Source organism: Pseudoxanthomonas sp. PXM04 (genome assembly GCF_014851695.1).
Taxonomy (GTDB): Bacteria; Pseudomonadota; Gammaproteobacteria; order Xanthomonadales; family Xanthomonadaceae; genus Pseudoxanthomonas_A; species Pseudoxanthomonas_A beigongshangi.
The window spans coordinates 930,077-954,673 of sequence record NZ_JACVAG010000001.1; the positions used below are offsets into that span (position 1 = coordinate 930,077).

Annotated in this window: 21 protein-coding genes, 3 tRNA genes and 1 pseudogene; 21 read left to right on the forward strand and 4 right to left on the reverse strand. The window is 67.6% G+C overall.

The genetic code is table 11. From position 1 onward, the window contains the following. The first annotated feature begins 12 nt into the window (after positions 1-12). The 6 genes from IB228_RS04455 to lolD are packed head-to-tail and all read left to right on the forward strand — an operon-like array spanning position 13 to position 3,840. Entirely contained in the window at positions 13-795 is a 783-nt protein-coding gene (locus tag IB228_RS04455) for a succinate dehydrogenase iron-sulfur subunit (RefSeq protein ID WP_183642103.1), read from the forward strand. Positions 796-799: 4 nt separating this feature from the next. After that, complete coding sequence (locus IB228_RS04460) at positions 800-1,231, forward strand: MAPEG family protein (protein WP_192197662.1); 432 nt, start codon at positions 800-802, stop codon at positions 1,229-1,231. Next, complete coding sequence (locus IB228_RS04465) at positions 1,228-1,479, forward strand: succinate dehydrogenase assembly factor 2 (protein WP_192197663.1); 252 nt, start codon at positions 1,228-1,230, stop codon at positions 1,477-1,479. Before IB228_RS04460 ends, IB228_RS04465 begins: the two co-directional genes overlap by 4 nt. Positions 1,480-1,498: 19 nt before the next feature. Next, a complete protein-coding gene (locus IB228_RS04470; RefSeq protein WP_328805139.1) occupies positions 1,499-1,879 on the forward strand; it encodes a hypothetical protein in 381 nt (126 codons plus the stop codon). A 4-nt stretch (positions 1,880-1,883) separates the two neighbouring features. Further along, positions 1,884-3,131: a lipoprotein-releasing ABC transporter permease subunit gene (locus IB228_RS04475; protein WP_141453177.1), complete on the forward strand. Its 1,248-nt coding sequence runs from the start codon at positions 1,884-1,886 to the stop codon at positions 3,129-3,131. Beyond that, positions 3,124-3,840: a lipoprotein-releasing ABC transporter ATP-binding protein LolD gene (gene lolD / locus IB228_RS04480; protein ID WP_183642094.1), complete on the forward strand. Its 717-nt coding sequence runs from the start codon at positions 3,124-3,126 to the stop codon at positions 3,838-3,840. The genes IB228_RS04475 and lolD overlap by 8 nt, the downstream gene beginning before the upstream one ends. 40 nt (positions 3,841-3,880) lie before the next feature. On the opposite strand, the gene IB228_RS04485 is transcribed toward lolD, so the two are convergent. Both IB228_RS04485 and IB228_RS04490 read right to left on the reverse strand, forming a co-directional pair. Beyond that, positions 3,881-4,459 carry an HD domain-containing protein gene (locus IB228_RS04485; RefSeq protein WP_192197665.1) on the reverse strand — a complete coding sequence of 193 codons (579 nt, stop codon included), beginning with the start codon at positions 4,457-4,459 and terminating at the stop codon, positions 3,881-3,883. Between the two features lie 41 nt (positions 4,460-4,500). Continuing rightward, complete coding sequence (locus tag IB228_RS04490) at positions 4,501-6,621, reverse strand: phospholipase C, phosphocholine-specific (RefSeq protein ID WP_183642088.1); 2,121 nt, start codon at positions 6,619-6,621, stop codon at positions 4,501-4,503. A 470-nt stretch (positions 6,622-7,091) separates the two neighbouring features. On the opposite strand from IB228_RS04490, the pseudogene IB228_RS04495 reads away from it, so the two are divergent. The 14 genes and pseudogenes from IB228_RS04495 to IB228_RS04560 all read left to right on the forward strand — a co-directional run. Next, positions 7,092-9,446: pseudogene (locus IB228_RS04495) on the forward strand (DNA internalization-related competence protein ComEC/Rec2); the annotation flags it as partial. 67 nt (positions 9,447-9,513) lie between these two features. Then, positions 9,514-10,173 carry a MotA/TolQ/ExbB proton channel family protein gene (locus IB228_RS04500; protein WP_183642085.1) on the forward strand — a complete coding sequence of 220 codons (660 nt, stop codon included), beginning with the start codon at positions 9,514-9,516 and terminating at the stop codon, positions 10,171-10,173. A 7-nt stretch (positions 10,174-10,180) separates the two neighbouring features. Beyond that, entirely contained in the window at positions 10,181-10,603 is a 423-nt protein-coding gene (locus tag IB228_RS04505) for a biopolymer transporter ExbD (RefSeq protein ID WP_183642082.1), read from the forward strand. After that, on the forward strand, positions 10,600-12,357 hold the full coding sequence (msbA, locus tag IB228_RS04510) for a lipid A export permease/ATP-binding protein MsbA (RefSeq protein ID WP_183642079.1): 1,758 nt from the start codon (positions 10,600-10,602) through the stop codon (positions 12,355-12,357). The genes IB228_RS04505 and msbA overlap by 4 nt, the downstream gene beginning before the upstream one ends. Positions 12,358-12,362: 5 nt before the next feature. Then, the gene (lpxK, locus tag IB228_RS04515) at positions 12,363-13,361 is read left to right on the forward strand and encodes a tetraacyldisaccharide 4'-kinase (RefSeq protein ID WP_183642076.1); all 999 of its coding nucleotides are present in this window, start codon (positions 12,363-12,365) and stop codon (positions 13,359-13,361) included. After that, positions 13,358-14,125: a 3-deoxy-manno-octulosonate cytidylyltransferase gene (kdsB, locus tag IB228_RS04520; RefSeq protein WP_183642073.1), complete on the forward strand. Its 768-nt coding sequence runs from the start codon at positions 13,358-13,360 to the stop codon at positions 14,123-14,125. The genes lpxK and kdsB overlap by 4 nt, the downstream gene beginning before the upstream one ends. Continuing rightward, positions 14,122-14,586 (forward strand): low molecular weight protein-tyrosine-phosphatase, encoded by a 465-nt coding sequence (locus IB228_RS04525; protein ID WP_183642070.1) that lies wholly within the window; start codon positions 14,122-14,124, stop codon positions 14,584-14,586. The genes kdsB and IB228_RS04525 overlap by 4 nt, the downstream gene beginning before the upstream one ends. Positions 14,587-14,611: 25 nt before the next feature. Beyond that, positions 14,612-16,033 carry a redoxin domain-containing protein gene (locus IB228_RS04530; protein ID WP_183642067.1) on the forward strand — a complete coding sequence of 474 codons (1,422 nt, stop codon included), beginning with the start codon at positions 14,612-14,614 and terminating at the stop codon, positions 16,031-16,033. Continuing rightward, positions 16,030-17,877 carry an excinuclease ABC subunit UvrC gene (gene uvrC, locus IB228_RS04535; protein ID WP_183642065.1) on the forward strand — a complete coding sequence of 616 codons (1,848 nt, stop codon included), beginning with the start codon at positions 16,030-16,032 and terminating at the stop codon, positions 17,875-17,877. Before IB228_RS04530 ends, uvrC begins: the two co-directional genes overlap by 4 nt. Before the next feature lie 7 nt (positions 17,878-17,884). Continuing rightward, positions 17,885-18,532: a CDP-diacylglycerol--glycerol-3-phosphate 3-phosphatidyltransferase gene (gene pgsA / locus IB228_RS04540; protein ID WP_141453166.1), complete on the forward strand. Its 648-nt coding sequence runs from the start codon at positions 17,885-17,887 to the stop codon at positions 18,530-18,532. Next, positions 18,523-18,598, forward strand: a tRNA-Gly gene (locus tag IB228_RS04545). The genes pgsA and IB228_RS04545 overlap by 10 nt, the downstream gene beginning before the upstream one ends. Positions 18,599-18,688: 90 nt before the next feature. Beyond that, positions 18,689-18,762 (forward strand) — tRNA-Cys (locus tag IB228_RS04550). Between the two features lie 98 nt (positions 18,763-18,860). Beyond that, a tRNA-Leu gene (locus IB228_RS04555) sits at positions 18,861-18,947 on the forward strand. Positions 18,948-19,494: 547 nt separating this feature from the next. Next, positions 19,495-20,973 carry a serine hydrolase domain-containing protein gene (locus IB228_RS04560; RefSeq protein WP_183642063.1) on the forward strand — a complete coding sequence of 493 codons (1,479 nt, stop codon included), beginning with the start codon at positions 19,495-19,497 and terminating at the stop codon, positions 20,971-20,973. Positions 20,974-21,161: 188 nt separating this feature from the next. Here the strand turns inward: IB228_RS04560 and IB228_RS04565 are convergent, their stop codons facing one another. Both IB228_RS04565 and IB228_RS04570 read right to left on the reverse strand, forming a co-directional pair. Next, positions 21,162-22,352, reverse strand: a complete 1,191-nt coding sequence (locus tag IB228_RS04565; protein WP_183642061.1) for an MFS transporter — start codon at positions 22,350-22,352, stop codon at positions 21,162-21,164. After that, positions 22,349-23,503, reverse strand: coding sequence for a serine hydrolase domain-containing protein (locus tag IB228_RS04570; protein ID WP_343227049.1), 1,155 nt, complete (start codon positions 23,501-23,503; stop codon positions 22,349-22,351). The genes IB228_RS04565 and IB228_RS04570 overlap by 4 nt, the downstream gene beginning before the upstream one ends. A gap of 176 nt (positions 23,504-23,679) precedes the next feature. On the opposite strand from IB228_RS04570, the gene IB228_RS04575 reads away from it, so the two are divergent. Then, positions 23,680-24,591 (forward strand): LysR family transcriptional regulator, encoded by a 912-nt coding sequence (locus IB228_RS04575; RefSeq protein WP_192197667.1) that lies wholly within the window; start codon positions 23,680-23,682, stop codon positions 24,589-24,591. Positions 24,592-24,597 lie beyond the last annotated feature (6 nt).

Sequence of the window (24,597 nt, forward strand, 5' to 3'; positions counted from 1 at the left end):
GAGACTAGAGCAATGGCCGAATTCGCACTCCCGAAGAACTCGCGCGTCCAGAAGGGCAGGCATTTCCCCGCCCCCGGCGCGAAGAACCCGCGTACCTTCAAGGTCTATCGCTGGAATCCGGAAGACGGGCAGAACCCGCGCCTGGACACCTACGAGGTGGATCTGGCGGCCTGCGGTCCGATGGTCCTGGATGCGCTGATCAAGATCAAGAACGAGATCGATCCGACCCTGACCTTCCGCCGCTCCTGCCGCGAGGGCATCTGCGGTTCGTGCGCGATGAACATCGACGGCACCAATACCCTGGCCTGCACGCGCGCCATCGGCGACTGCAAGAAGGCCGAGGTGCCGATCTACCCGCTGCCGCACATGAACGTGGTCAAGGATCTGGTCCCGGACCTGACCCACTTCTACGCGCAGTACGCTTCGATCAAGCCGTGGATCCGCACCCAGACGCCCGCGCCGCCGGATCGCGAGCGCCTGCAGTCGCCGGAGGACCGCAAGAAGCTGGATGGCCTCTACGAATGCATCCTGTGCGCCTGCTGCTCGACCAGCTGCCCGAGCTACTGGTGGAACGGCGAGCGCTACCTCGGTCCGGCGATCCTGCTGCAGGCTTACCGCTGGATCATCGATTCGCGCGACGAGGACACCGGTGCGCGCCTGGACGACCTGGAAGATCCGTTCAAGCTGTACCGCTGCCACACCATCATGAACTGCGCGCGGACCTGCCCGAAGGGGCTGAATCCGGCGCTGGCCATCGCGGAAATCAAGAAGCTGATGATGGAGCGGCGCGCCTGACGCCATGGATACTCCGTCCGCCACTGCGATCCTCTGGCCCGCGGTGGCGATGGCGGGACTGACGTTCCTGGTCTGGATCCGGCTGTACCACCTGCGGCTGGGCGAAATGATGCGCAAGCGCATCGATGCGCAGGCGCTGGCCGGATCGGCCGACGCGGCGCGGCTGTTGTCCGACACCCGCGCGTCGGACAACTTCCGCAACCTGTTCGAGGTGCCGGTGTTGTTCTACGCGGGCGTGCTGCTCGCCGCCCAGGCCGGCATCGGCGACCTCGTCATGCTGGTGATGGCGTGGGCGTTCGTCGGCCTGCGTGCGGTGCACAGCGGCGTGCAATGCACGATCAATCACGTGATGACCCGCTTCGTCGCATACGCCCTGGCGACGCTGGTCCTGATGGATTTCTGGGCGCGCATGGCCTGGCTGCTCTGGTTGGCATGAATCCCCAAGACGTGGAACTCAAGCGCATCCGCTGGCGCTGCCGGCGCGGCATGCGCGAACTGGATCAATTGTTCGAACGCCACCTCGATCGCGCCTGGGCGGGATCTTCCGAGGCCGAGCGCGGTGTTTTCCTACGGCTGCTCGATTGCGAGGACGATAAGCTCTGGCGCTGGTTCATGGGCTACGAGCATTGTCCCGATGGCGAACTCGCCGCACTCATCCAGCGTATCCGCGCCTTGCCGGCTTGAATGGCGCCCCTCGCGCCTGTTGTGCGCGATCCTGATCCTGCTGGGCATCGGCGCCGGCCTGGCGGTGCTGGCCAGCGAAATGCCGCGTGCCGCGGCCTGGCCGCTGGCGATGGGCGCCGCGTTGCAGGGTGTCCGCCTGGCCCGTCGCGAAGCGCGCAGGCCGGTCCTGTCCTGGGTCTTCCCGGCCAGCGGTCCGGTGACCATGGAGGGAATACCGGTGCGGGAGGCCGAACTGGTCTGGCGCGGGCCACTGGCCATCCTGCACTGGCGGGACCGGCGGGGCCGCCGCCACCGCCTGGGCTGGTGGCCCGACACCCTGCCGGCCCCGGCCCGGCGTGAACTGCGGCTGGCCGCTGGCATCGATGGTGCTTCGCGCGCCCCCCGGCCGATGGCACCATAGGCCGATGTTCAAACCCGTCCCCGTCGCCATCGGCCTGCGCTATCTCCGCGCCAAGCGCCGCAACGGCTTCATCTCCTTCATCTCGCTGGCTTCCATCATCGGCATCGCGCTCGGCGTGGCGGTGCTTATCACCACGCTGTCGGTGATGAATGGCTTCCAGCGGGAAATCCGCGACCGCCTGCTGCAAATGACCGCCCATGCGACCGTGGCCGGCGCCGGCGAGGACATGCAGGACTGGCCGCACGCGGTGCGTGTGGCGATGCAGGATCCACGCGTGGCCGGCGCGGCGCCCTATGTGGACGTACAGGCGATGCTGTCCGGCAACGCGGATCCGCAGGGCGCGCTGGTCCAGGGCATCGTGCCCTCGGAAGAGCGCAAGGTGTCGGTGCTGGGCGACAAGATGAAGGCGGGACGGCTCGACTCGCTGCAGCCCGGCGAATTCAACATCCTGCTGGGGCAGGAACTGGCCGCCTGGTTGCGGGTGGGCGTGGGCGACAGCGTGGTCGTGACCGCCGGCAACTTCCAGGGCACGCCGATGGGGGCGATGCCCAAGATCAAGCGTTTCACCGTGTCGGGCATCTTTGCGGTGGGCCACAACGACATCGACCGCAACCTGGCGGTGGCGCACATCGCGGATCTGCAACGCGTGCTGCGGATGGGCGACGGCGTGACCGGCGTGCGCCTGAAGCTGCACGACATGGACCAGGCGATGACCGTAGCGCGCGATCTGGTCTACCGGTTGGGGCACGTCTACCGGGTCAGCGACTGGATGAGCCAGAACGCCAACCTGTACCACTCGCTGAAGATGGAAAAGACGGTGATGGGCATCCTGCTGTCGCTGATCATCCTGATGGGTGCGTTCTCGCTGGTGAACTCGCAGGTGATGCTGGTGACCGACAAGCAGGCCGACATCGCCATCCTGCGCACGCTGGGGCTGACCCCGCGCGGGGTGATGCAGGTGTTCATGGTGCAGGGTTCGCTGATCGGCATCATCGGCACCGTGGCCGGCGTCATCGGCGGCATCGCCCTGACCATGAACCTGGAAAGCATCCTCGACGTCATCGAGAAAGTGTTCAACGTGACCCTGTTGCCGCCGGACGTCTACTACATCACCGGCTTGCCGTATGACCTGAGGCCCGACGATGTGACGACCATTGCCTGCGTGGCGCTGGCAATGAGCTTCCTGGCCACGCTGTACCCGGCCTGGCGCGCGGCCCGGACCCAGCCGGCGGAGGCCCTGCGCTATGAGTGAGAAGACCGCGACGGCCGACGGCACCGTCATCCGCGCCGACCACCTCGGCAAGACCTATGCCGAGGGCAAGATGCGCACGCCGGTGTTCGATGGCCTGGAACTGGCCGTGCATCCCGGCGAGACGGTCGCGATCGTCGGCGCGTCCGGCGCCGGCAAGAGCACGTTGCTGCACCTGCTGGGGGGGCTGGACACGCCGACCGCGGGCGAGGTGTACGTCGCCGGACAGAAGATGTCGGCGCTGTCGGACGCGGCGCGCGGCCAGCTGCGCAACCGCGCGCTCGGTTTCGTCTACCAGTTCCATCACCTGCTGCCGGAATTCACCGCGCTGGAGAACGTGATGATGCCGGTGATGCTGGGCGGCACCGATGCGAATGCCGCGCGCCAGCGTGCGCGCGACCTGCTGGAAGCGGTCGGTTTGGGCCACCGCATCGAGCACAAGCCCGGTGAACTGTCCGGCGGCGAGCGCCAGCGCGCCGCGGTGGCGCGCGCGCTGGTCAACCAGCCGGCCTGCGTGCTGGGTGACGAACCCACCGGCAACCTGGACGAAAAGACCGCCGCGACCGTGTTCGATCTGATGCTCGGCCTCAACCGCGCGCAGAAGACTAGCCTGGTCCTGGTCACCCACGATCGTCGCCTGGCCCGTCGCCTCGACCGCGTGCTGGAACTGCACGAAGGCAAGCTGCGCCAGCTCGCCCACGCCGACGTCTGACCGTAGAGCGGAGCTTGCTCCGCTGTTCGCAGCTCCCGCTTCAGGCGCCGAAAAACTCCCGCTCCCGCGCTTCCGCCAGCCGGACTTCGAGATAGCGCCACAGCGCCGGGCATCCGGCCTCGATCGGCGGTCCGACCCGCCGCACCACGCGCTCGTGGCTGATGCCGTTCTCGCGCCAACTCTGGCCCTGGTTGGCCAGGTTCAGCAAAACCGGCATGGCGCGGTCGACGGCATTGGCGAAGATCGCCTCCGGCGTTTGCGCATCGTCGAATTCCTGCCACAAGGCGAGCAGTGGTCCGCCCTCGGACGCCGGCAGCAAGCCGAAGATACGCCGTACCGCCACCAGCTCGGCGGCCTTGCGTTCCTCCCAGCCTCCCTCCACGAAGGCCATCGTGTCGCCGGTGTCGATTTCGCCGATGTCATGCACCAGCAGCATGCGGATCACCCGGTCCATGTCGATGCCCGCCGGGGCATGCGGCGCCAGCGAACTGGCCAACAACGCCAGCTGCCAGCTGTGTTCGGCGGAATTCTCGTAGCGGTCGCTGTCGCGCAGGCGAATCTTGCGGGTGACCGCCTTGAGTCTGTCCACTTCGAGGATGAAATCGACGATGGCTTGCATGGCGCTTGTTGCGGAGTTTGGAAATGGAAGAAGGGGAGTGCTCAAGTTCCCATCGCCGGATCCGAGATCCCGTCGGCCCCGGTTTCCAGGCGTCCGGCGAAGCGGCGCAGGAAACCATCCGTGCCCGCCACGCTGAAATCGTACCAGCCGCCGTATGCGGAGAGCGCCCAGCGCCATGGCCTGCGCTCCCCGGGCGCCAGTTCGGCGGCTTGGGGAGCTTCGTTGCGGTAGGCGTTGGCGACGAGCGATATCGGACCGCGATGCCCGCCGTGGTTGGTAACCTCCAGCAGCAGGGAGGCGGTGGCTACCTCGTATGCCGCTTTCACCTCGAGAGCCGCGCGTGCGTGGGTGTCGCCGCGGAAATGGCGATGGAATCCGTTTGGTCCGAGCACCCACAGGTCGTAATGGCCCTCGTCCGTGGCCCGTGTGTCCCAGGTGCCGGCGAGCTGCCGACCGGCCTCGATCGCGTAGCGTCGCGGAACGCGCTCCAGGTGCAGGCGATCGTAGACGTGGAAGACCGCGCCGGCGCGTCCGCTGTTGATGAATTCCAGGGTCACCGTGCCATCGCTCTGCACGCCGCCGTGCACATGCAGTTCGTAGGGCAGGGCGCGGGATGGGCGGCTGCCGGTGGCCTGCCGGGGAGGCTGCTGTTGGCCTTCCGCGGGTGGCAACAGCGCCGGCAAAGCTTCCTGGGCGGCGCGCAGCGCATCCGCCACCGACCGGCGCTGCCGTGGCGGGCGCGGCGGTACTTCGGCGTTCGGGTGGGCGAAGTTGAAGGCGCTGGTGAGATCGCCGGCCACCGCGCGACGATAGGCGCTGATGTTCGGCTCGGCCACGCCGAAACGCGCTTCCAGGAAGCGCAGCACGGAGGTGTGATCGAACACCTGCGAGTTGATCCAGCCGCCGCGGCTCCACGGCGACACCACGTACATCGGCACGCGTGGTCCCGGTCCGTAGGGGCGGCCATCGGTGTGGTACTCGCCCGCCGTGGACACCGTGGACGCGCCAGCGAGGCGACCGTCGGCCTCGAACGCCGGCGCGGCGGGCGGAGGCACGTGATCGAAGAAGCCGTCGTTCTCGTCGAAGTTCACCAGCAGCACCGTCCGGCTCCAGGTGTCCGGATCCGCCGTCAACGCTTCCAGCACCTGCTGCGTGTACCAGCCGCCCTGCACGGGGCTGGAGGGATCCGGATGTTCGGAATAGATCGCGGGCGCGACGATCCACGACACCTGTGGCAGCGTGCCCGCGGCGATGTCGTCCTTCAGCGCCTGCAGGAAACCGCCATCGGGCAGGGTGTTGCCAACGCCTTTCAGCAACGGGCTGATCGCTTCGTCGTCGCTCCGGTAGGGCGGGAAGGCCGTCGCCTTGGGCGGATTGCCGCGCGCGAGGTTCGCCTCGCGATAGGCACGGAAGCCGGCCAGTGGATTGTCGGTGAAGTTGTCCGGCAGGTTCTGGTACACCTTCCAGCTGACGCCCGCGGCCTGCAAGCGTTCGGGATAGGTGGTCCAGCGATAGTCGCCGCCTTCGGCGTCGAACGAATCGCCGCTGTTGTCGATCACCGGTCCGCCCGCCGCGCCGGCCGGGTCGTTGGTGCCGCTCCAATGGAACAGCCGGTTGGTGTTGGTGCCGCCATGGAATGCGCAGTGGTAGGCATCGCACAGGGTGAATGCGTTGGCGAGGGCGAACTGGAATGCAAGCTCGGCCTCGGTGTAGTAGCCCATCGATTGCGGCTGCTTGTGCGTGGGCCAGTCCCGCATGCGCCCCAGATCCCACGCGGCCTGGGCGTCGGGATAGCTGTGCGGGGTGCCGGCGACGCGCTGCGCGTTGCCGCTGCGCCCATCCAGGTGATAAGGCAGCACGATGCGCGAAGCATCCTCATGGGTGTAGCGCTGCTGCCAGACCGTGCGGCCTCCGGCCAGCGGTATCGGGAAGCGATCGCCGAATCCGCGCGCGCCGCGCAAGGTGCCGAAGTAGTGATCGAACGAGCGGTTTTCCTGCATCAGGATCACCACATGCTTGACGTCGTTGATGGTGCCGCTGGCGTGGTATGCCGGAATCGCCAGCGCGCGGCGAATGGCGGGCGGGAAGGCCGCCAGCGCCATCGAAGCGGCGGCGCCTGCGCCCGCGCGGCGGAGGAAATCGCGTCGACTGTGGGAGGTCATGGCGTGGGCCTGGTGGGAAATCCTGGCGTGGCAACGCGAACGGGAATCGTGTGTTCGCATCGCCGGTGATGCCTCGACGCGTCGCGTCCGGCGGAAGCATGCAGTCTTGCGGCGGGGTGGAAACGGCGTCAATAGCTTGGGGCGTGCCACGGTCCCTGCGATGAAACAATCGAAAGGATTCGCCGTTTCGTCCTTGCGGTCGGTATCGCGGCATGCGAACGATGCGCTGGATCGCCGACCCGTGTCGGGCTTGCCTGACATGCATGCGCGGCTTCCGCCGATTCCGTCATGCACGGACGGCGCGTAGCGTTGCGGGGTGCCTGGAATGGAAACCAGCCGTCGTGCATGTCGAAGGAAATGGAAGTCCGCCGGAGCGGCCGGAACCCGGTCGTCCGCCACGCGAGCCTGGCGGAAGCCGCACGCCGGATCGCGAATGCCTGCCACGCCAAGGTGGGCGCCTCAACGCCGGGGTGCCTGCCTTGTTCGGCGTGGGAACCGCCGTGGCGTTGCTGGCCGGCGCCGGCCTGTGCCTGGCGATGCCCAGGCTCCCGGCGGCATTGCTGTTGTGGCTGCCGGGCATCGCCGGCGCCATGGCCTGGCTGTGGCGCTGGCGGGGACGCTGGCTGGGCGCATTGCTGCTCGGATTCGCGTGGGCCGGATTGCAGGCGGGCTGGGCGCTGGCGCAGCGGATTCCGCCGGATCTGGAGCGGCGCCCGTTGGTCGTGACCGGGACCGTCGCCGATCTGCCCCAGCATGAGGCAAGGCGGACCCGGTTCCTGTTCACCGTGGAAGAAGGCGAGGGACCCGCGGCGGCATTGCGGGGGCGGCGGATCATGCTGTCCTGGCACGACGACTACGGAACCCGGCTGGCCGGTCCTCGCTTGAAACTGCGCGCCGGCGAACGCTGGCGGCTCGCCGTCAAGCTGCGCGCGCCGCGCGGCCTGCGCAACCCGGGTGGATTCGACAGCGAAAAACACGCGCTGCTGCAACGGGTTGGCGCAACCGGTCACCTGCATCGACCCGAGCGCGCGCAGCGGCTTTCCGGCGCTGCCGGCGTCGATGCCTGGCGCGAGGTGATGGCCGCGCGCATCGGCCAGTCGGTGGCTTCGCCGTCTTCGCGTTTCGTGCGCGCGCTGGCACTTGGCGATACCCGCGGGTTGACCCGGGATGACTGGCATGTCCTGCGCGCGACCGGCCTGACCCATCTGATCGCGATCTCGGGCTTCCACGTGGGCATGGTGGCTAGCGCCATCGCACTGCTTATCGGCGGACTGTGGCGCCTGTTTCCCGCGTGGGCGCGATCACTGCCGCGTCCGCAGGCGATGGGCGTGGCGGCGGTGCTGGCCGCGCTCGGCTATGCCGTCCTGGCGGGTTTCGCGTTACCGACCCTGCGTACCGTGCTGATGATGGCGGTATGGGCAGCGGCCCGGCTGGGGCGCCGGCCCGCCGGGGTGGCCGACGCATTGGCGCTCGCGCTGATTGCGGTACTGCTGTTCGATCCGCTGTCGCCGTTGGCCGCCGGGTTCTGGTTGAGTTTCGGCGGGGTCGCCTGGCTGGCCTGGTGCCTGCCGGCGGCCGGCGCCCAACATTGGCTGCGCGGATTCCTGTCCGCGCAGGCGGTGGCGACGGTGGGATTGCTGCCGTTGACGGTGGTGCTGTTCGACCAGGCCTCGCTGGCCGGCCCCTTCGCGAACCTGATCGCCATCCCCTGGTGGAGCCTGGTGGTGGTGCCGTTGTCGCTGCTGGGCACCGCGGCCGAGGCACTGCTTCCCGGTGCCGGCGCATGGCCATGGCGATGGGCGGCGGCCTGTTTCGATCTGACCTGGCCGGGTTTCCACTGGCTGTCGGGCAGTCGTTTTTCCCTCTGGTGGCTGCCGGAGGCGGCACCCTGGGCGGTGGCTGCGGCGCTGGCCGGTGCGTTCTGGATGCTGCTGCCGCGCGGCGTACCGGGCAAGCCGCTGGCCGCCTTGCTGTGGTTGCCGCTGCTGTGGCCGGATCGAGGGTTGCCGCGATCCGGCGAGGTCCAATTGGCGATGATCGATGTCGGCCAGGGACTGTCGGTGCTGGTCCGGACCTCGGAGCATGCATTGCTGTACGACATGGGACCGGCGATGCGCGATGGATTCGACGCCGGCGAGCGCGCGGTGGTACCGGCGTTGCGCGCCTGGGGCGTGTCGCGGCTGGACCGGGTGGTGGTCAGCCACGACGACAACGACCACATCGGCGGCCTGGCCAGCGTGCTGCGCGCCTTGCCGGCCGGCGTTGCCCAGGCGCCGCCGGGCCAGACCGCCGCGGTGGAAGCGGCGCTGCCCGTGCGGTCGGAGCCCGCCCCGGGGTCGCCCATCCGCACCTGCGTGGCCGGCGAGGCCTGGGAGTGGGATGGCGTGCGCTTCCTCTTCCTGCACCCGCATCGTCATTTTCCCAATCTGGGCAACGAATCCAGTTGCGTGTTGCGTGTCGAGACCGCGCATGGCGCGGCGCTGCTGACCGGCGACATCGGCGAGGTGATCGAACGTGAACTGGTGCGGCGATTCCCGGCGCAGGTACGCGCCGAGGTGGTGTTCGCGCCACACCATGGCAGCGCCGGCTCGTCGGATCCCGCTTTCGTCGCCGCGACCAGCGCGCGCTTGCTGCTGGTCTCCAGCGGCCACCGCAACCGGTTCGGCCATCCCAAACCGCAAGTGGTGGCGCGCTGGCAGGAGGGCGGGGCGGAAGTGGTCGGCACCGCCGAGGGCGGGGCCGTACAGGTCTGGCTGTTGCCAGAGGGGCTGGCGGTGCGTGAACGTCGTCACGCCCGGCCCAGGCTGTGGGATGCGGCGCGGCGCTGAGGGGCGGCTGGGCTATCCTATCGCCCATCGATGCAACGGCTCCCCGGAGCCCCGAGGACTTAACGTGCTTGAACTGGTCAAGGCCGGCGGTTGGCCGATGATCCCCCTGCTGCTGCTGGCGGTGCTGGCGCTGGCGATCGTGGTGGAGCGTTTCTGGACCCTGCGGCGCAAGGAAATCATGCCTCCCGGCCTGGGCGAGGAAGTCCGCAACTGGGCGGTGCGCGGGCAACTGGAGCCGGCCCACATCGAATCGCTGCGCCGGACTTCGCCGCTGGGCGAACTGCTGGCCGCCGCGCTGGAGGTCCGCAATCGCCCGCGCGATCAGATCCGCGAGCGCATCGAGGACACCGGCCGCCATGTGGTGCACCGGATGGAGAAATTCCTCAACGCGCTGGGCAGCATCGCCTCGGCCGGGCCGCTGCTGGGCCTGCTCGGCACGGTGGTCGGCATGATCCAGATGTTCCTGGGCATCCAGGACAGCGGCGTCGGTGACGTCAACCAGTTGGCCGGCGGCATCGGCAAGGCGCTGGTGTGCGCGGCCACCGGCATGATCGTGGCGATTCCGGCGCTGATGGCGCACCGCTATTTCCGTGGCCGCATCAACGGCTACGTGGTGGAAATGGAGAAGGAAGCGATGAAGTTGCTCGACGCGCTCGACGCGCGACAGCCCCGGCCGGCCGCACGGCCGGTTCCAGCGTCCGCCACCGCGGCGGTCGGCGCCTGAGCCGCGCATGAGGATTCGTGACGACCGCGCCCACGAGGAGCCGGAGATCAACCTGGTCCCGTTGATCGACGTCATCCTGGTGCTGATCATCTTCTTCGTCATCACCACGACCTTCGATTCGCGCTCGATGCTGCAATTGCAGCTGCCCAGCGCGAAGGGCGAGCCGGTGGCGGCCCAGGCCAAGACCCTGAGCGTGCTGGTCAACGCCGACGGCCACTATTTCGTGGACGAGCACGAGGTCCTGCGCACCGACGTGGATGCCCTCAAGCAGACCATCGCCCAGGTCGCCGGCGAAGATCGCCAGCGGCCGGTGTTGTTGCGCGCCGATGCACGCACTCCGCACCAGGCTGTGGTGACGGCCTACGATGCATTGGCGCAATCCGGCTTCCGCACGATCCAGATCGCCACCGCGCCGGAGGTGAAGCGGTGAGTGCGCAACCTGCTTCCGCCTGGCAAACCTATCGTCGGCTGGTTCGTCTGGCCAAGCCCTACCGGGCCCTGCTGCTGCTGGCGCTGCTGGGCATGCTGATCGAGGCGGCCGCCAGCGGTGCCTTCAGTTATCTGATGAAGCCGGTGGTGGACGGTACTTTCGTCGCACGTAACGCTGGCATGGATCTGACGTTGCCGTTCGCCATCGTCGGCCTGTTCCTGCTCCGTGGCCTGGCGGGCTTCCTGACCGACATGAGCATGGGCAAGTCCGCGCGCAGCATCGCCCGCGACATGAGAGTAGAGGTGCTGGGCAAATACCTGCGCCTGCCGGGCATGCGTTTCGACAGCGAGCCGGTCCCCTCGATGCTGGTTCGGCTCGGCTCGGACTGCGACCAGGTGGCGCAGGCGGCCGTGGATGCCACCAAGGTCGTGCTGCAGCAGTCCTTCCAGATCCTGGCGATGCTGGCGGTGATGTTCCACAACAGCTGGCAGGTAACGTTGGCGATATTGCTGCTGGGTCCCCCGCTGGCCTGGGTCATGGACAAGGTGGCCCGGCGTTATCGCAGGATCAGCCATCGCATCCAGGAAAGCGGCGCGCAGCTGCTGCAGGCCGCAGATCAGACCCTGAGCAGCCAGCAGGAGGTCAAAATCTACGGCGCCCAGGGTAGCGAGATGGATCGATATCGCGAACTGGCCGACAACAACCTGCGTCTGGCGATGAAGGTAGAGGCCACGCGCGGCGTGTCTTCGGCACTGGTCCAGATGATGGGCGCGGTTGGCCTGTCGCTGCTGCTGGTCGTGGCCGGCTACCAGGCCATGCAGGGACGCCTGACCGCTGGTGGCTTCGTGTCGCTGATGGTGTCGATGATCGCCATCATTCCCGCGCTCAAGCAACTCACCAACGTGCAGAACATGACCCAGCGCGGCGTGGCTTCGGCCGAGCGCCTGTTCTCGGTGCTGGACGCACCGGAGGAGAACGATGCAGGCGCCCGCCCGTTGGATCGCGCGCAGGGCCTCATCGAGTTCCGTGACGTGACGGCGCGCTATCCAGGCCAGGTCAGACCCGCTCTTAGCGATATCAGTTTCGTCGCCCGCCCCGGCACCGTCACCGCGATCGTCGGCCGATCCGGCAGTGGCAAGTCCAGCCTGATCAAGCTGATTCCGCGTTTCTACGAACCCGAGGCGGGCCAGATCCTGGTGGACGGGCATCCGGTGCAGGACTACCCGTTGGCCGATCTGCGCCGTCAGATCGCGCTGGTGGGGCAACAGGTGATGCTGTTCGACGGCACGGTCGCCGCCAACGTCGCCTTCGGCGAAATGCGCGAAGCGCCTGAGCAAGCACTGGTGCGGGCAGTGGAAGGCGCCAACGCCATGGAGTTCGTCCGCGAGTTGCCGGAAGGCCTGCAGGCTCAGGTCGGCGTCAAAGGCGGACGCCTGTCCGGCGGCCAGCGCCAGCGCCTGGCGATTGCGCGGGCGATGTTGAAGGATGCGCCGATCCTCATTCTGGACGAAGCGACGGCCGCGCTGGACAACGAATCCGAGCGGCTGGTGCAGAACGCCCTGCAGAAGCTGATGCCGGATCGCACGACGCTGGTGATCGCGCACCGCCTGTCCACCATCGAACACGCCGACCAGGTGCTGGTGCTGGACCAGGGCCGGCTGGTCGAGCAGGGCACGCATGCCGAACTCCTGGCCCGCGACGGGCTCTACGCGCACCTGCATCGCATGCAATTCCGGGAAGGCGACGGCGAGTGAGTGAAGTGAACAAGTCCCGGCACGTTCCGCCTGCGTACTGGTACAACGACAAGCCCGTCCCGCTCCACGCCCGCGGGCTGGCGTCGATCTATGCGGCGCTGATCGGATTGCGCGCGCGGTTCTTCCGCTGGAGCCTGCTGCGCCGGCACCGATTGTCCGTGCCGGTGATCGTGGTCGGCAACGTCACCGTCGGCGGTACCGGCAAGACCCCGCTCACCATCGCCCTCGTGCAGCGCCTGCGCGAGGCCGGATTCAAGCCCGGCGTGGCCAGCCGGGGTTATGGCCGTGCCGACGATCGCCAGCCGCTCTGGGTGGAGGCGGCAACGGCGCCGGAGCAGGGCGGCGACGAGCCGGTCCTCATTGCGCGCCGCACCGGCGTGCCGGTGCGGGTGGATCGGGATCGCGTCGCCGCGGGGCGCGTGCTGATCGCCGCCGGTTGCGACATCGTGGTGTGCGATGACGGCCTGCAGCACTATCGCCTGCGACGCGACGTCGAGATCGAAGTCATCGACGGACAGCGCCGCTACGGCAATGGCCGGCTGCTTCCCGCCGGTCCGTTGCGCGAACCGGCCGAACGCGCGACGCAATGCGACTTCCATGTCCTCAACGGCGGCGAGCCGGCGTTCGGCGAATGGCCGATGCGGCTGCATACCGAGGCGGCGCAGCCGCTGCGTGGCGGCCGGCCGCGGCCGCTGGCCTCGTTCGCCGGCCAGCGCGTCCATGCCGTGGCCGGCATCGGGCATCCGCAGCGCTTCTTCGACAACCTGCGCGGCCTGGGTATCGGCGTGGTCCCGCATGCATTCGACGATCATCACGCCTATCGCGCCGAGGATTTCGCTTTCGGAAGCGAACTGCCGGTGCTGATGACCGAAAAGGACGCGGTGAAATGCGCGGCCTTCGCCAAGGACTGGTATTTCAGTGTGCCGGTGTCGGCGCGCCTGCCGGAAGCATTCTGGGTGGCGCTGCTGGATCGCCTGGCCAGGACGGAAACCCCGACATCATGACGACCGGATTCATCGTGGCCATTCCGGCCCGCTACGCCGCCTCCCGCCTGCCGGGCAAGCCGCTGCGCCTGATCGGCGGCGACCCGCTGGTGCTGCACGTTGCCCGCCGCGCGCTGGCCGCCGGTGCGGGCGAGGTCTGGGTCGCCACCGACGACGAGCGTATCCGCGCGGCCTTGCAGGGCACCGGCGTGCGGGTGGCGATGACCCGCGACACGCATGCCTCGGGCAGCGATCGCCTGGCCGAGTGCGCCGACATCGCCGGCTGGCCCGACGACGCGGTGGTGGTCAACCTGCAGGGCGACGAGCCATTCGCCCCCGCCGCCGGTATCCGCGCGGTGGCGCAGGCGCTGGTCGACAGCGGGGCGGAGATGGCCACGCTGGCAACGGCTGTCGAGACGGCCGAAACGCTGTTCGATCCCAATACCGTCAAGCTGGTGCGCGCCACCGGCGGCGACGCGCTGTATTTCAGCCGTGCGCCGATTCCCTGGCCCCGCGACGCCTTCGCCCGCGATCGCGAAACCCTGCCGGCGGGCGATCACTGGCTGCGCCATATCGGCATCTACGCCTACCGCGCCGGCTTCCTGCGCCGCTACACGCGGCTGCCGCCGGGACGGCTGGAACAGATCGAGTCGCTGGAACAGTTGCGGGTGCTGGAAGCCGGCCATCGCATCGCGGTCGCGCTGACCCCGGAACCGTTCCCGCCCGGCGTGGACACGCCCGAGGATCTGGCCCGCGCCGAGCAGCAGTGGGCGCGCGGCGCATGAGGCTGCTGGTGGTCTGCCTGGGCAACATCTGCCGTTCGCCGATGGCCGAAGGCGCACTTCGCCATCATCTGGCCGCCTCGCCGCTGGCCGGAAGCGTGGAAGTGGATTCGGCCGGCACCGGCGACTGGCACGCGGGCGAACCGCCGGATCGCCGCGCCATCGCCTGTGCCCGCCAGCATGGCGTGGACATCGCCGGCCTGCGCGCGCGCCAGTTGCGACGGGAGGACTTCGAGCGCTTCGACTGGCTGCTGTGCGCCGACGGGCAGAACCTGCGCGACGTGCGCGGGCTGGCGCCGCCGGGGCTGGCCGGCAAGGCGTCGCTGCTGCTGGAATGGACCGGGGTCGAGGCCGGCGGCAGCATCCCGGACCCGTACACGGGCGGTCCGGCCGACTTCGATCATGTCTGGCGACTGGTCGATTCGGCGGCACGGGCGGCGGTCCGGCGCCTGTCCTGCGGATAGGACTACGGCATAATCGGTGCGGATCATGAATGCCGCGCCCGCTCCCGAACTTCCCCAGGGATTGCCCTGGCTCAACGCGCCCTCCGGCTCGCTGCTCGAACAGCGCGGCCGGATCGTGGCGCTGGCCTTCGTCAACGCCGCCTCGGCCTGGTGCGGGCAGCGCCTGAACGAACTGGCCGCGCTGCAGGCGCGCCATGCCGGTCGCCTGCAGACCCTGGTGGTCAACGTGCCGCGCTTCGACAGCGAACGGGACCCGCAGACGGCGCTCAAGCGGCTGCGTCGCCACGGCATCGGGTTCCCCATCGCGCATGACGCCAACTGGGCGGCATGGCAGGCGTTCGGCATCGAGGCCTGGCCGACCGTGCTGCTGATTGATGGCGAGGGCATGATCCGCCACCGTCTGGTCGGCACCGACAACGGTGCCGAGCTGGATCGTTCCGTGTCCGCGCTGTGCGAAGTGCTGGGACGGCCGGCGGACGACGATCTGCGGGCAGCGCGCGAGAGCCATCCCGAGCCGCGCCTGCCGCTGCGGTTCCCGACCGGCCTGGCCGCCACTCCGGATCGCCTGTTCGTGGCCGACAGCGGGCATCACCGCATTCTCGAATGCACCCACGGCGGACGCGTGCTGCGCCAGTTCGGGCTGGCGGCGGCGGACCTGATCGACGGCGACCATACCCATACCGCGTTCCGCAATCCGCACGGCCTGCTGGCGCTGCGCGAATGCCTGTACGTGGCCGATACCGGCAACCACGCCCTGCGGCGCATCCATCTGGCGACCGGCGCGGTCGATACCCTGTGCGGCAACGGACGCGCGGGAGAGCCGTTGGAAGGCGTCGTTGGCCAGGCGCGCGCGGTCTCGCTCAACCAGCCGCTCGCGCTGGCAGCCAGCAACAACCAGATCCATATCGCGATGGGCGGAGACAACCGCATCTGGAGCTATGACCTGGCCACCCGCGAACTGGTCGCGCGCGCCGGTTCCGGGCAACTGGAAGTACGCGACGGCAGCGGGCCGATGGCGGCGTTCGCGCAGCCCGCCGCGCTCGCCGCCATCCACCAGACCCTGTATGTCTGCGACGCGCTTGGATCCGCCATCCGTTCCGTGCAACTGCGCACCGGCGTCGTGCAGACCCTGGTGGGGCAGGGACCGTGGACGTTCGGCGGCGAGGACGGGCCGCGCGAAACCGCGCGCCTGCAGCACCCGCAGGGCATCGCCGTCAGCACCGACGCACCGCAGATGTGGATTGCCGACACCGGCAACGGCAGCCTGCGCAGCCTGCGGCTGGGAGGCGGCGAACTGAGCAGCGTGCCGCTGCCGCGAACGCTGCACGGCCCCACCGGACTGGCCTTGTCCCCGGGTACCGTCTGGATCGCCGAGACGGACGCCCACGCGGTGCTGCGCTACGACATCGCCAGCGGTGAACTGAGCCACGTGCCGATCGACGAATGAGCGGTCGCAAGTCCTCCGATTTCGATGGCAAGGCGTTCGCCGCCGGCCTGAGCCTGGCACCGGGCGTCTACCGCATGTACGCGGCCGACGACAGCCTGCTCTACGTCGGCAAGGCCGGCGCGCTGCGCAGGCGGGTGTCGAGTTATTTCAGCAACACGCCCAAGACCCCGCGCATCCTGTCGATGCTGTCGCAGGTGGCGCGGATGGATGTCACCGTCACCCGCACCGAGGCCGAGGCGCTGCTGCTGGAAAACCAGCTGATCAAGTCGCTGGCGCCGCGTTACAACGTGCTGCTGCGCGACGACAAGAGCTATCCCTATGTCCTGCTGACCCAGGAGACCTGGCCGCGGATCGCATTCCATCGCGGGCCTCGCGCGGTGCCGGGCCGCTACTTCGGCCCCTATCCCAGCGCCGGTGCGGTGCGCGAAACACTGAACCTGATGCAGAAGCTGTTCAAGATCCGCAACTGCGAGGACAGCGTGTTCCGCAATCGCTCGCGGCCCTGCCTGCAGTACCAGATCGGCCGGTGCAGCGCGCCCTGCGTGGGGCTGGTGGAATCCGCCGGCTATGCCGAATCCGTGCGCCAGGCCGGGCTGTTCCTGGATGGCCGCAGCGACGAACTGAGCGGTGAATTGAGCGCGGCCATGGAAGCGGCCAGCGAGCGGCTGGAATTCGAGGAGGCCGCGCGCCTGCGCGATCTCATCGGCTCCATCCGCAGCCTGCAGGCGCGCCAGTACGTGGACGGGCATGCCGCCGATCTGGACGTGCTGGCCTGCGCGATGCGCGGCAGCTCCGCGTGCGTGCTGCTGCTGGCGTTCCGTGACGGCCGCAACCTCGGCACCCGCACGTTCTTCCCGCGCACCAATGGCGAGGAGAGCGCGGACGAAGTGCTCGCCGCCTTCGTTTCCCAGTACTACGGCGAACAGACCCCGCCGCAGGAAATCATCCTCGATCGCGAGATACCGGATGCCGAACTGATCGAGACCGCGCTCAGCACTTCGGCCGCCCGACGGGTGCAGTTGAAGTGGAACGTGCGCAGCGAGCGCGCCGGTTATCTCGACCTGGCGCGGCGCAACGCAGAGATCGCGCTGGTGACCGAATTGACCAGCCGTGGCGCGCAGACCGCGCGCAGCGAGGCGTTGCAGGAACTGCTGGGGCTGGCCGAACCCGCCCAGCGCATCGAATGCTTCGATATCAGCCATACCATGGGCGAGGCCACCGTCGCCTCCTGCGTGGTGTTCGACGCCAACGGCCCGGTCCGCGCGCAGTATCGGCGCTTCAATATCACCGGCATCGAACCCGGTGACGATTACGCGGCCATGCACCAGGCGATCGAACGCCGGTTCCGCCGCGCGGTCGAAGAGGGCGGGGTGCTGCCGGACGTGCTGCTGATCGACGGCGGCGCCGGCCAGTTGGCCCAGGCCCGCGGGGTATTGGCCGATCTGGGCGTGGACAGCGTGGTGCTGGTGGGCGTGGCCAAGGGCGAGGAACGCCGGGCCGGCCACGAAACCCTGGTCCTGGCCGACGGCCGCGAGGTACGTCCGGGCGCCGCTTCGCCGGCCCTGCAATTGATCCAGCAGGTCCGCGACGAAGCGCACCGGTTCGCCATCACCGGCCATCGTGGCAAGCGCCAGAAGGCGCGCATGACCAGCAAGCTCGAGGACATTCCGGGCATCGGCCCGCGCCGTCGCGCCAGCCTGCTGAAGCATTTCGGCGGCCTGGCCGGGCTCAAGGCTGCGGGCGCGGACGAGATCGCCCGGGTCGAGGGCATCAACGCCGCGCTCGCCGAGCGGATCTACGCTAACCTGCACGGGTTGCCGGCGCCGATTGCGGGAAACGAGTAGGAATGCAATGAAGTTGACCATCCCCACCTGGCTCACCCTGTTGCGGATCGTGCTGATCCCGGTGCTGGTGCTGGTGTTCTACCTGCCGCACAAATGGACCAACTTCGCGGCTGCCTTCATCTTCATCCTGGCCGCCGTCACCGACTGGCTGGATGGCTGGATCGCCCGCCGCTACCACCTGTATTCGGCCTTCGGCGCGTTCCTGGACCCGGTGGCGGACAAGCTGATGGTGGCGGTGTCGCTGTTCCTGATCGTGCAGGACAACCCGACCATGTGGATGGCGATCTGGGCGGCGGTGATCGTCGGCCGCGAAATCGCGGTATCCGCGCTGCGTGAATGGATGGCCGAACTGGGCCAGCGTGCGCGGGTCAAGGTGGCCACCATCGGCAAGATCAAGACCATCGTGCAGATGGTGGCGCTGGGCTGCCTGCTCTATGCGGCGACCCCGGGACCGGTGGACCGGGCGGACATCTGGCTGGGTGAATGGATTTTCAGGATCGGCGACTGGCTGCTCGCGATTGCCGCTATACTTACGCTCTGGTCCGGTTTCCAGTACCTGCACGCGGCATGGCCGATTCTGCGGGCTGACGAGAAAAAAGCAGTTGACAGTTCTCGGGATACCGGTAAAATTTCCAACTTCACCACGCGGGAATAGCTCAGTTGGTAGAGCACGACCTTGCCAAGGTCGGGGTCGCGAGTTCGAGTCTCGTTTCCCGCTCCATATTCAGGACAAAACCCCGTTCGCGGGGTTTTGTTTTGTAAGGCGCTTGAAATGGCGCCGTGATTGCGCCAGTCTCGCGCAATCGCCATCGGCCTGGTGGCAGAGTGGTTATGCAGCGGACTGCAAATCCGCGTACGCCGGTTCAATTCCGACCCAGGCCTCCATATCAGGAAAACCGACCACGCGGTCGGTTTTTTTGTGCCTGACGGACGGCATGCGAACGACTTTCCATCGCGCGCCCGCTCAGGCAGGCTATCCCCCTGCCCGGATGGCGAAATTGGTAGACGCATCGGACTTAAAATCCGCCGGCCGCGAGGCCATGCCGGTTCGATTCCGGCTCCGGGCACCAAAGCGCAATCCGTCGATGTCCCCCATGTTCAAAAACTCCCTGAAATGACTTGTATTTGGCGGGATTGTTGTCCAAGGACGACCGGTGACATCCGCTCGCATCCAGATAAAAGGTGAGTCAGCCAGTGTGTCAGGGGCGCTGCTTGCTTCCTCCGACTCACAGAGGGACCGCTGGGTGCGCATGGCCCGCCGACCAGGACACTAACCATGCTAGATGGCTGCAGCCCCTGTGAGGCGCCGTTGACGTTCGCCATCTGTTACGGCCAACCCAAGACGTTTCCACAGTTTGCGGTGGGTCGAATAGTTCGCAAGATCGCCTGTTTCGCCTACCAATGATGCAAGGCCAAAAGCTTCGAAACCACGAGTGGCCATGCCCGATCGAATGGTATCGACGCCTCACGGGTGGGTGTCATCCGAGACCGGCAATCGCTGGCGGTGAAGATCCGAACGTCCGAGATCGGCATCGGAGCCAAAACGTGCTTCCAACCCGTTGCGGACATTCGCCGTCGTGCCCTAGCATGCCGATGGGGCGTCGCATCAGGTACAACATGATCGCTCGTGGAATCCTCCTGGCAGCAGGCGCGGTCCTTCTCGGTGCGAGTCTGTATGCTTCTTCGGCTACGGCGCAGGTGGACGCCCGCCAGTTGGAGGCGGCCGCGCGTATCATCGACGCCGAGGCGGCCGGACATCAGAATGGCAGCATGACGGTCGCCCTTGTGGTTCGGGGCGAGGTGGTCTGGGTTCGGTCGTATGGCTATGCGGACGAGGGACGGACTATCCCCGCCACCTCCGACACCGTCTACCGGATCGGTTCGATAACCAAGCAGTTCACCGGCTTCGCCTTGTTGAAGGCGGTCGCCGAAGGCCACGTCCGTCTGGAAGACCGCGTCATCGACTATCTGCCCGAACTCGGCCCGGCCCTTGGCGCTGACGCGCCGCCGGTCGACCTGCTGGCGCTCGCCACCCATCGCGCGGGGTTGGCCCGCGAGCCCGACGATCCTGACTACGTCTACTCGACCGGCGCTACGGACCAGTGGCGGCAACTGGCGAACGAGGCGCTGGCCCACACCCGGGCGCCCTACGCACCGAACGAGCGTAGCCGATACTCGAATATCGGCTATGCGGCGCTCGGACTGGCGATCGAGCGCGCCTCGGGCATCGACTATGTGACCTTTGTCGAGGACAGGCTCATCCGGCCGCTCGGCATGCACTCCACATCTTTTCGCCCGGATGAGGCCCTGCTTGCACGACTGGCGGTGGGTTATCGCAGCAGTTCCGGGAGCGACACGGCCGAGTCCAAAAGCGAGATCGCCGGCCGGGGCTACCGGATACCCAACGGGGGACTCTTCTCCACCGCTTCGGACATGGCGCGATTTCTGGCGTTCGAGATGGGCGCAGCGCGCCATCCGCCGCTTGACAACGCAACGCTGGAGGCCAACTTCGGACGCAGCTTTCCCGGCGTGACTGGTGACCGCTTTGGCATCGGCTTTGCCGAGGAAGCTCATGGCGAGCGCCGGCTGGTCGGACACAACGGACTGACCACCGGCTACGCGTCCTCGGCCTTCTTCGATCCCGAAGAACGGATTGGCGTCATCTGTCTCGCCAGCGCCGAGGATATGTGCCAATCGCGATTCATCGACGTGTATGCCGAACTGTCACCCGCCTGGGTGCCGGTCGCGAAGGCGTTGCGGGCCGCCAAGGCGGCAAGTGCCGCCCGTGTGGCCGCCCAGCAGCCTTATCCGCAGGGCGAAGTCGTCCTTCGACGATTCATTGGAGAGCTCGCCGCCGGCGCGCCGGACTACGACGCACTGGGCGAGGTTCTCGGCGGAGCGGTTCGCGATAACCTCACCGCGCTGCGGAACCAGTTTTCCGGGTTGGGCCCGCTTCAATCGGTCGCCTTCCTGCGCGTCGACCCTGCTGGGGCGGATGTCTACGAAACCCGCTTTGCGGGCGGCGCACTCCATTGGACCCTGACGGTGGGCGAGGGAGACATTCTCGAAACCGCTACGATGCGAAGCGTGCCCTGATGAGAAGGACCGCCGCCTTCGCTGGCGGCCCGGAAAAGAGGGCAGGCGTGAGGCAGGACTCAGAACCGCGTACCCGTTGTTACCGCTCGTGATGCCGGATGTATTCATCGCCGTCGCCGAGTGCGAAGCCTGATCGTGGAGATCAGGCGTTCGTGTGATGCCTGCGTCGGCTCACCGCCGGCGCGCGTTCATCGCCAACCGCGCGGGGGCAGGGCCAGGCCTGCCGCCGGTACCAGCAGCAGCAACACCATCCAGGACAGGCTGGCCGGGCCGATGCCCTGCAACAGCAGGCCACCAAAGATGCCGCCGCCGGCAATGGCGAGATTCCAGCCGGTGACCAGCATCGACGTGGCGATGTCCGCAGACTCGCCGGCATTGCGTGCGAGCGCGGTCTGGAACAATGTCGCGACGCCACCGAAACCCAGGCCCCACAGGGCAACGGCTGCGGCGAGGGCCACCGGATTCTTCGGCCACAATGCGATCATCGCTGCCGCGACGCCGAACAACGCCAAGCTCACGAGCGTCAGGCCGTGCAGCCAGCGCTCAATCAGCACGCCGACCAGGCCGATGCTGATCAGCGCGGTGGCTCCGAACAACAGCAGATAGCGTTCCACCTGTGTGTCGGCACCGGCGACCGCCAGCATGGGGGCAATGTAGGTATAGAGCACGTTGTGCGCGAACACGAACAACAGCATGACGCCAAGCACCTGGAGTACTCCGGGCAGGGCGAGCACGCGACGCAATCGCAGCGGGGAACCTCGCGCCTGACCGGCGAAGTCGGGCAAGCGGGCGCGTGCCCAGGCCAGCAGGCCCAGGCTGAGCAACGACATCAGGCCGAAGGTCCAGCGCCATCCGATGGTCTGGCCCAGCAGGGTGCCGGCCGGAATGCCGAGTGACAGCGCCAGCGGCGTGCCCACCATCGCCACCGCGATCGCGCGGCCCTGCTGGGCAGGCGTGACCATGCGACTGGCGTGGACGGCCACCAGAGCCCACAACAGGCCTGCGCTGATGCCGGCGATGAAGCGTGCGAGCAGGGTGATTTCGTAGAGCGGTGAAATGGCGGTCACCGAATTGGCCACGGTAAACCCGGCGATGGCCATCAAAAGCAGGGGGCGCCGGCGCCAATGACGGGTCGCGGCGATCAGCGGAATCGCGGCCAGCAGCGAGCCCAGGGCGTAGACGGTGACCAGTTGTCCCACCCAGGATTCACTGACACGAAGGTCTGCGCTTATCGCCGGCAGCAGCCCGGCAGGCAGTGCTTCGGTCAATATCGTGATGAACCCAGCGCATGCCAACGCCAGCAGGCCCGCCCAGGGTAGCCGTGAACCCACATCCGGCGGCGAGACGATCAGCTCGTTTCCGCCGTCACCGGCGCTCATGCTGTCGCTCCACCCAGGCCCGCATAGATCGCATCGCGGAGTTCGGTAACGAACGCACCTGACATGCCCTCGTACAGCGTGTTGGTCAATGCCACCACGCTCAGCCGCCGCGACGGATCGACGAACCAGCTGTGCCCGTAGGCGCCGCCCCAACGCCAGGTACCGACGGATTCGGGGCTGGCGGCGGCAGCGGGATCGTGCAGGACCGAGAAACCCAGACCGAAGCCCACGCCAGGACTGTCGGGCGGGCCATGCGGGCCGCTCTGCACGCGCCCCATTTCCGCGATCCCGTCGGCGGTCAGCGAGGGAACGCGGACCTGACGCAGCGCTTCCAGCAGGCGCATCACGTCATCGGCGCTGCCGACCATGCCGCCGCCACCGGAAGGGAAGGCATGCGGATCCAATGCGCGTGACGGATTGAAGCGAATGCCCGCCAGTCCCGGGAAAGGAGAGACGATTTCGCCTTCCTGTAATCGGAGGGGGCGCGTCGTGTGATCGGCGGCGGCATAGGGGGTGGTGAGCCGTGCCGGGTCGAGGGCATGGAACGCGGTGTCGTGCATCCGCAGTGGTCCGGTCACCACGGTGTCCACCACCGCCGGTAGCGGCTGGCCATCGACGGCTTCCAGCACCGCGCCCAGCACGTCGGTCGCCAGTGAATAGCCCCAAGCCGTGCCGGGGGCATATTGAAGTGGAACCCGTGCGATGCGGCGGAGGTTTTCCGCCAGCGATACGGGGCTGTCGTCCATGCCGTCGGATACGCCGGCGCGTCCATGCGGTCCGTCGCCGTCCGGTGCGGGATCCAGGAAGCGGTAACCCAGTCCGGCCGTATGGCTGAGCAGTTGCCGCACGCTGATGTCGGGCTGGTTGCCGTCAGCGAGCGCGGGTCGAAAGTCCGGCAGCCAACGCTGGATCGGCGCGTCCAGATCCAGCCGTCCCTGGGCGACGCGCACCATCGCGGCGGTGGAGACGATGGGTTTGCTGACCGAGGCCAGCCGGAACAACGCGTCGCGGTCCATTGCGCGCCGCTCCTCGCGATCCGCCCAGCCTGCGGCACGCGCGTAGCGGATTCGGCCATCGACCGCGATCAGTACGACCGCGCCGACCAGACGCTGTTCGGCAAGCGCGGCATCCAGTGCGGCATCGACTGCCACGGTGAGGAGAGGGATAGGCGATGAAACAGCCGACTGGGGAGTCACGGGGGAATGCGACGGCATGGAAGGTTCCAGGCATGGAATGAGCCGTCATGGTGGTAATGCTTCGGCGGATGAAAAAGGCGGGTAGAGTTCGCATCAGCACGGACATGAATGTCCGCAATGGGAAGACGTGAATGGAGAGCCTGGGCAGTCTGCAAACCTTCGTGCAGGTCGCTGAGACGCGCGGCTTTGCCGAAGCCGGCCGCCTGTTGGGGGTTTCCGCCGCCGCGGTGGGCAAGAGCGTGTCGCGGCTGGAACAAAGCCTGGGAGTGCGCCTGTTCCATCGCAGTACGCGCAGCGTGGCATTGACCGCGGAAGGCGAGTTGTTCCTGGTGCGTTGCCGGCGAATCCTTGAAGAAGTGGCGGCGGCGGAGGCCGAGCTGTCACATCATGCGGGCCACGCGCAGGGTCGACTGCGGATCAGCCTGCCGCTGATCAGCGATCTTGCGCTTCCTGTGCTGGCGGATTTCATGCGCGCCTATCCGGACGTGCTGCTGGACCTGGATTTCACCGACCGCCTGGTCGATGTGATCGAGGAAGGCTTTGATGCGGTCTTGCGTGTCGGCGAGCCCTCCGATTCACGCCTGACCGCGCGGCATATCGGCCATTTCCATCGACGACTGGTGGCATCACCGGCCTATCTGGCGGAACGCGGCACGCCGGGTGAGCCGGCGGATCTGGAGCGACATTTGTGCCTGCAATACCGTAATCCCAGTAGTGGGCGCATCGAGGCATGGCCGCTGCGCGGCGCGTCGACGGAGTTGAAAGTGCCGGAATCGATGGTATGCAACAACATCGAAACCCGGGTGTGTTTCGCCAAGCGCGGACGCGGTGTCGCCTATGTGCCGGATCATTCGGTACGCGAGGCGCTGCGCACCGGTGAGCTGGTGACGGTGTTGGATGACTACGTGGACGCGCCGGGAAATCTCTACCTCCTGTGGCCGTCCGGGCGCCACGTTTCCCCCAAGCTGCGGGTGTTCGTCGATTTCGTCAGCGAACACCTGTTGCCAACCTGCTGCCAATCCGCCGCGCCCGCAAACCGGTGAAGTCCT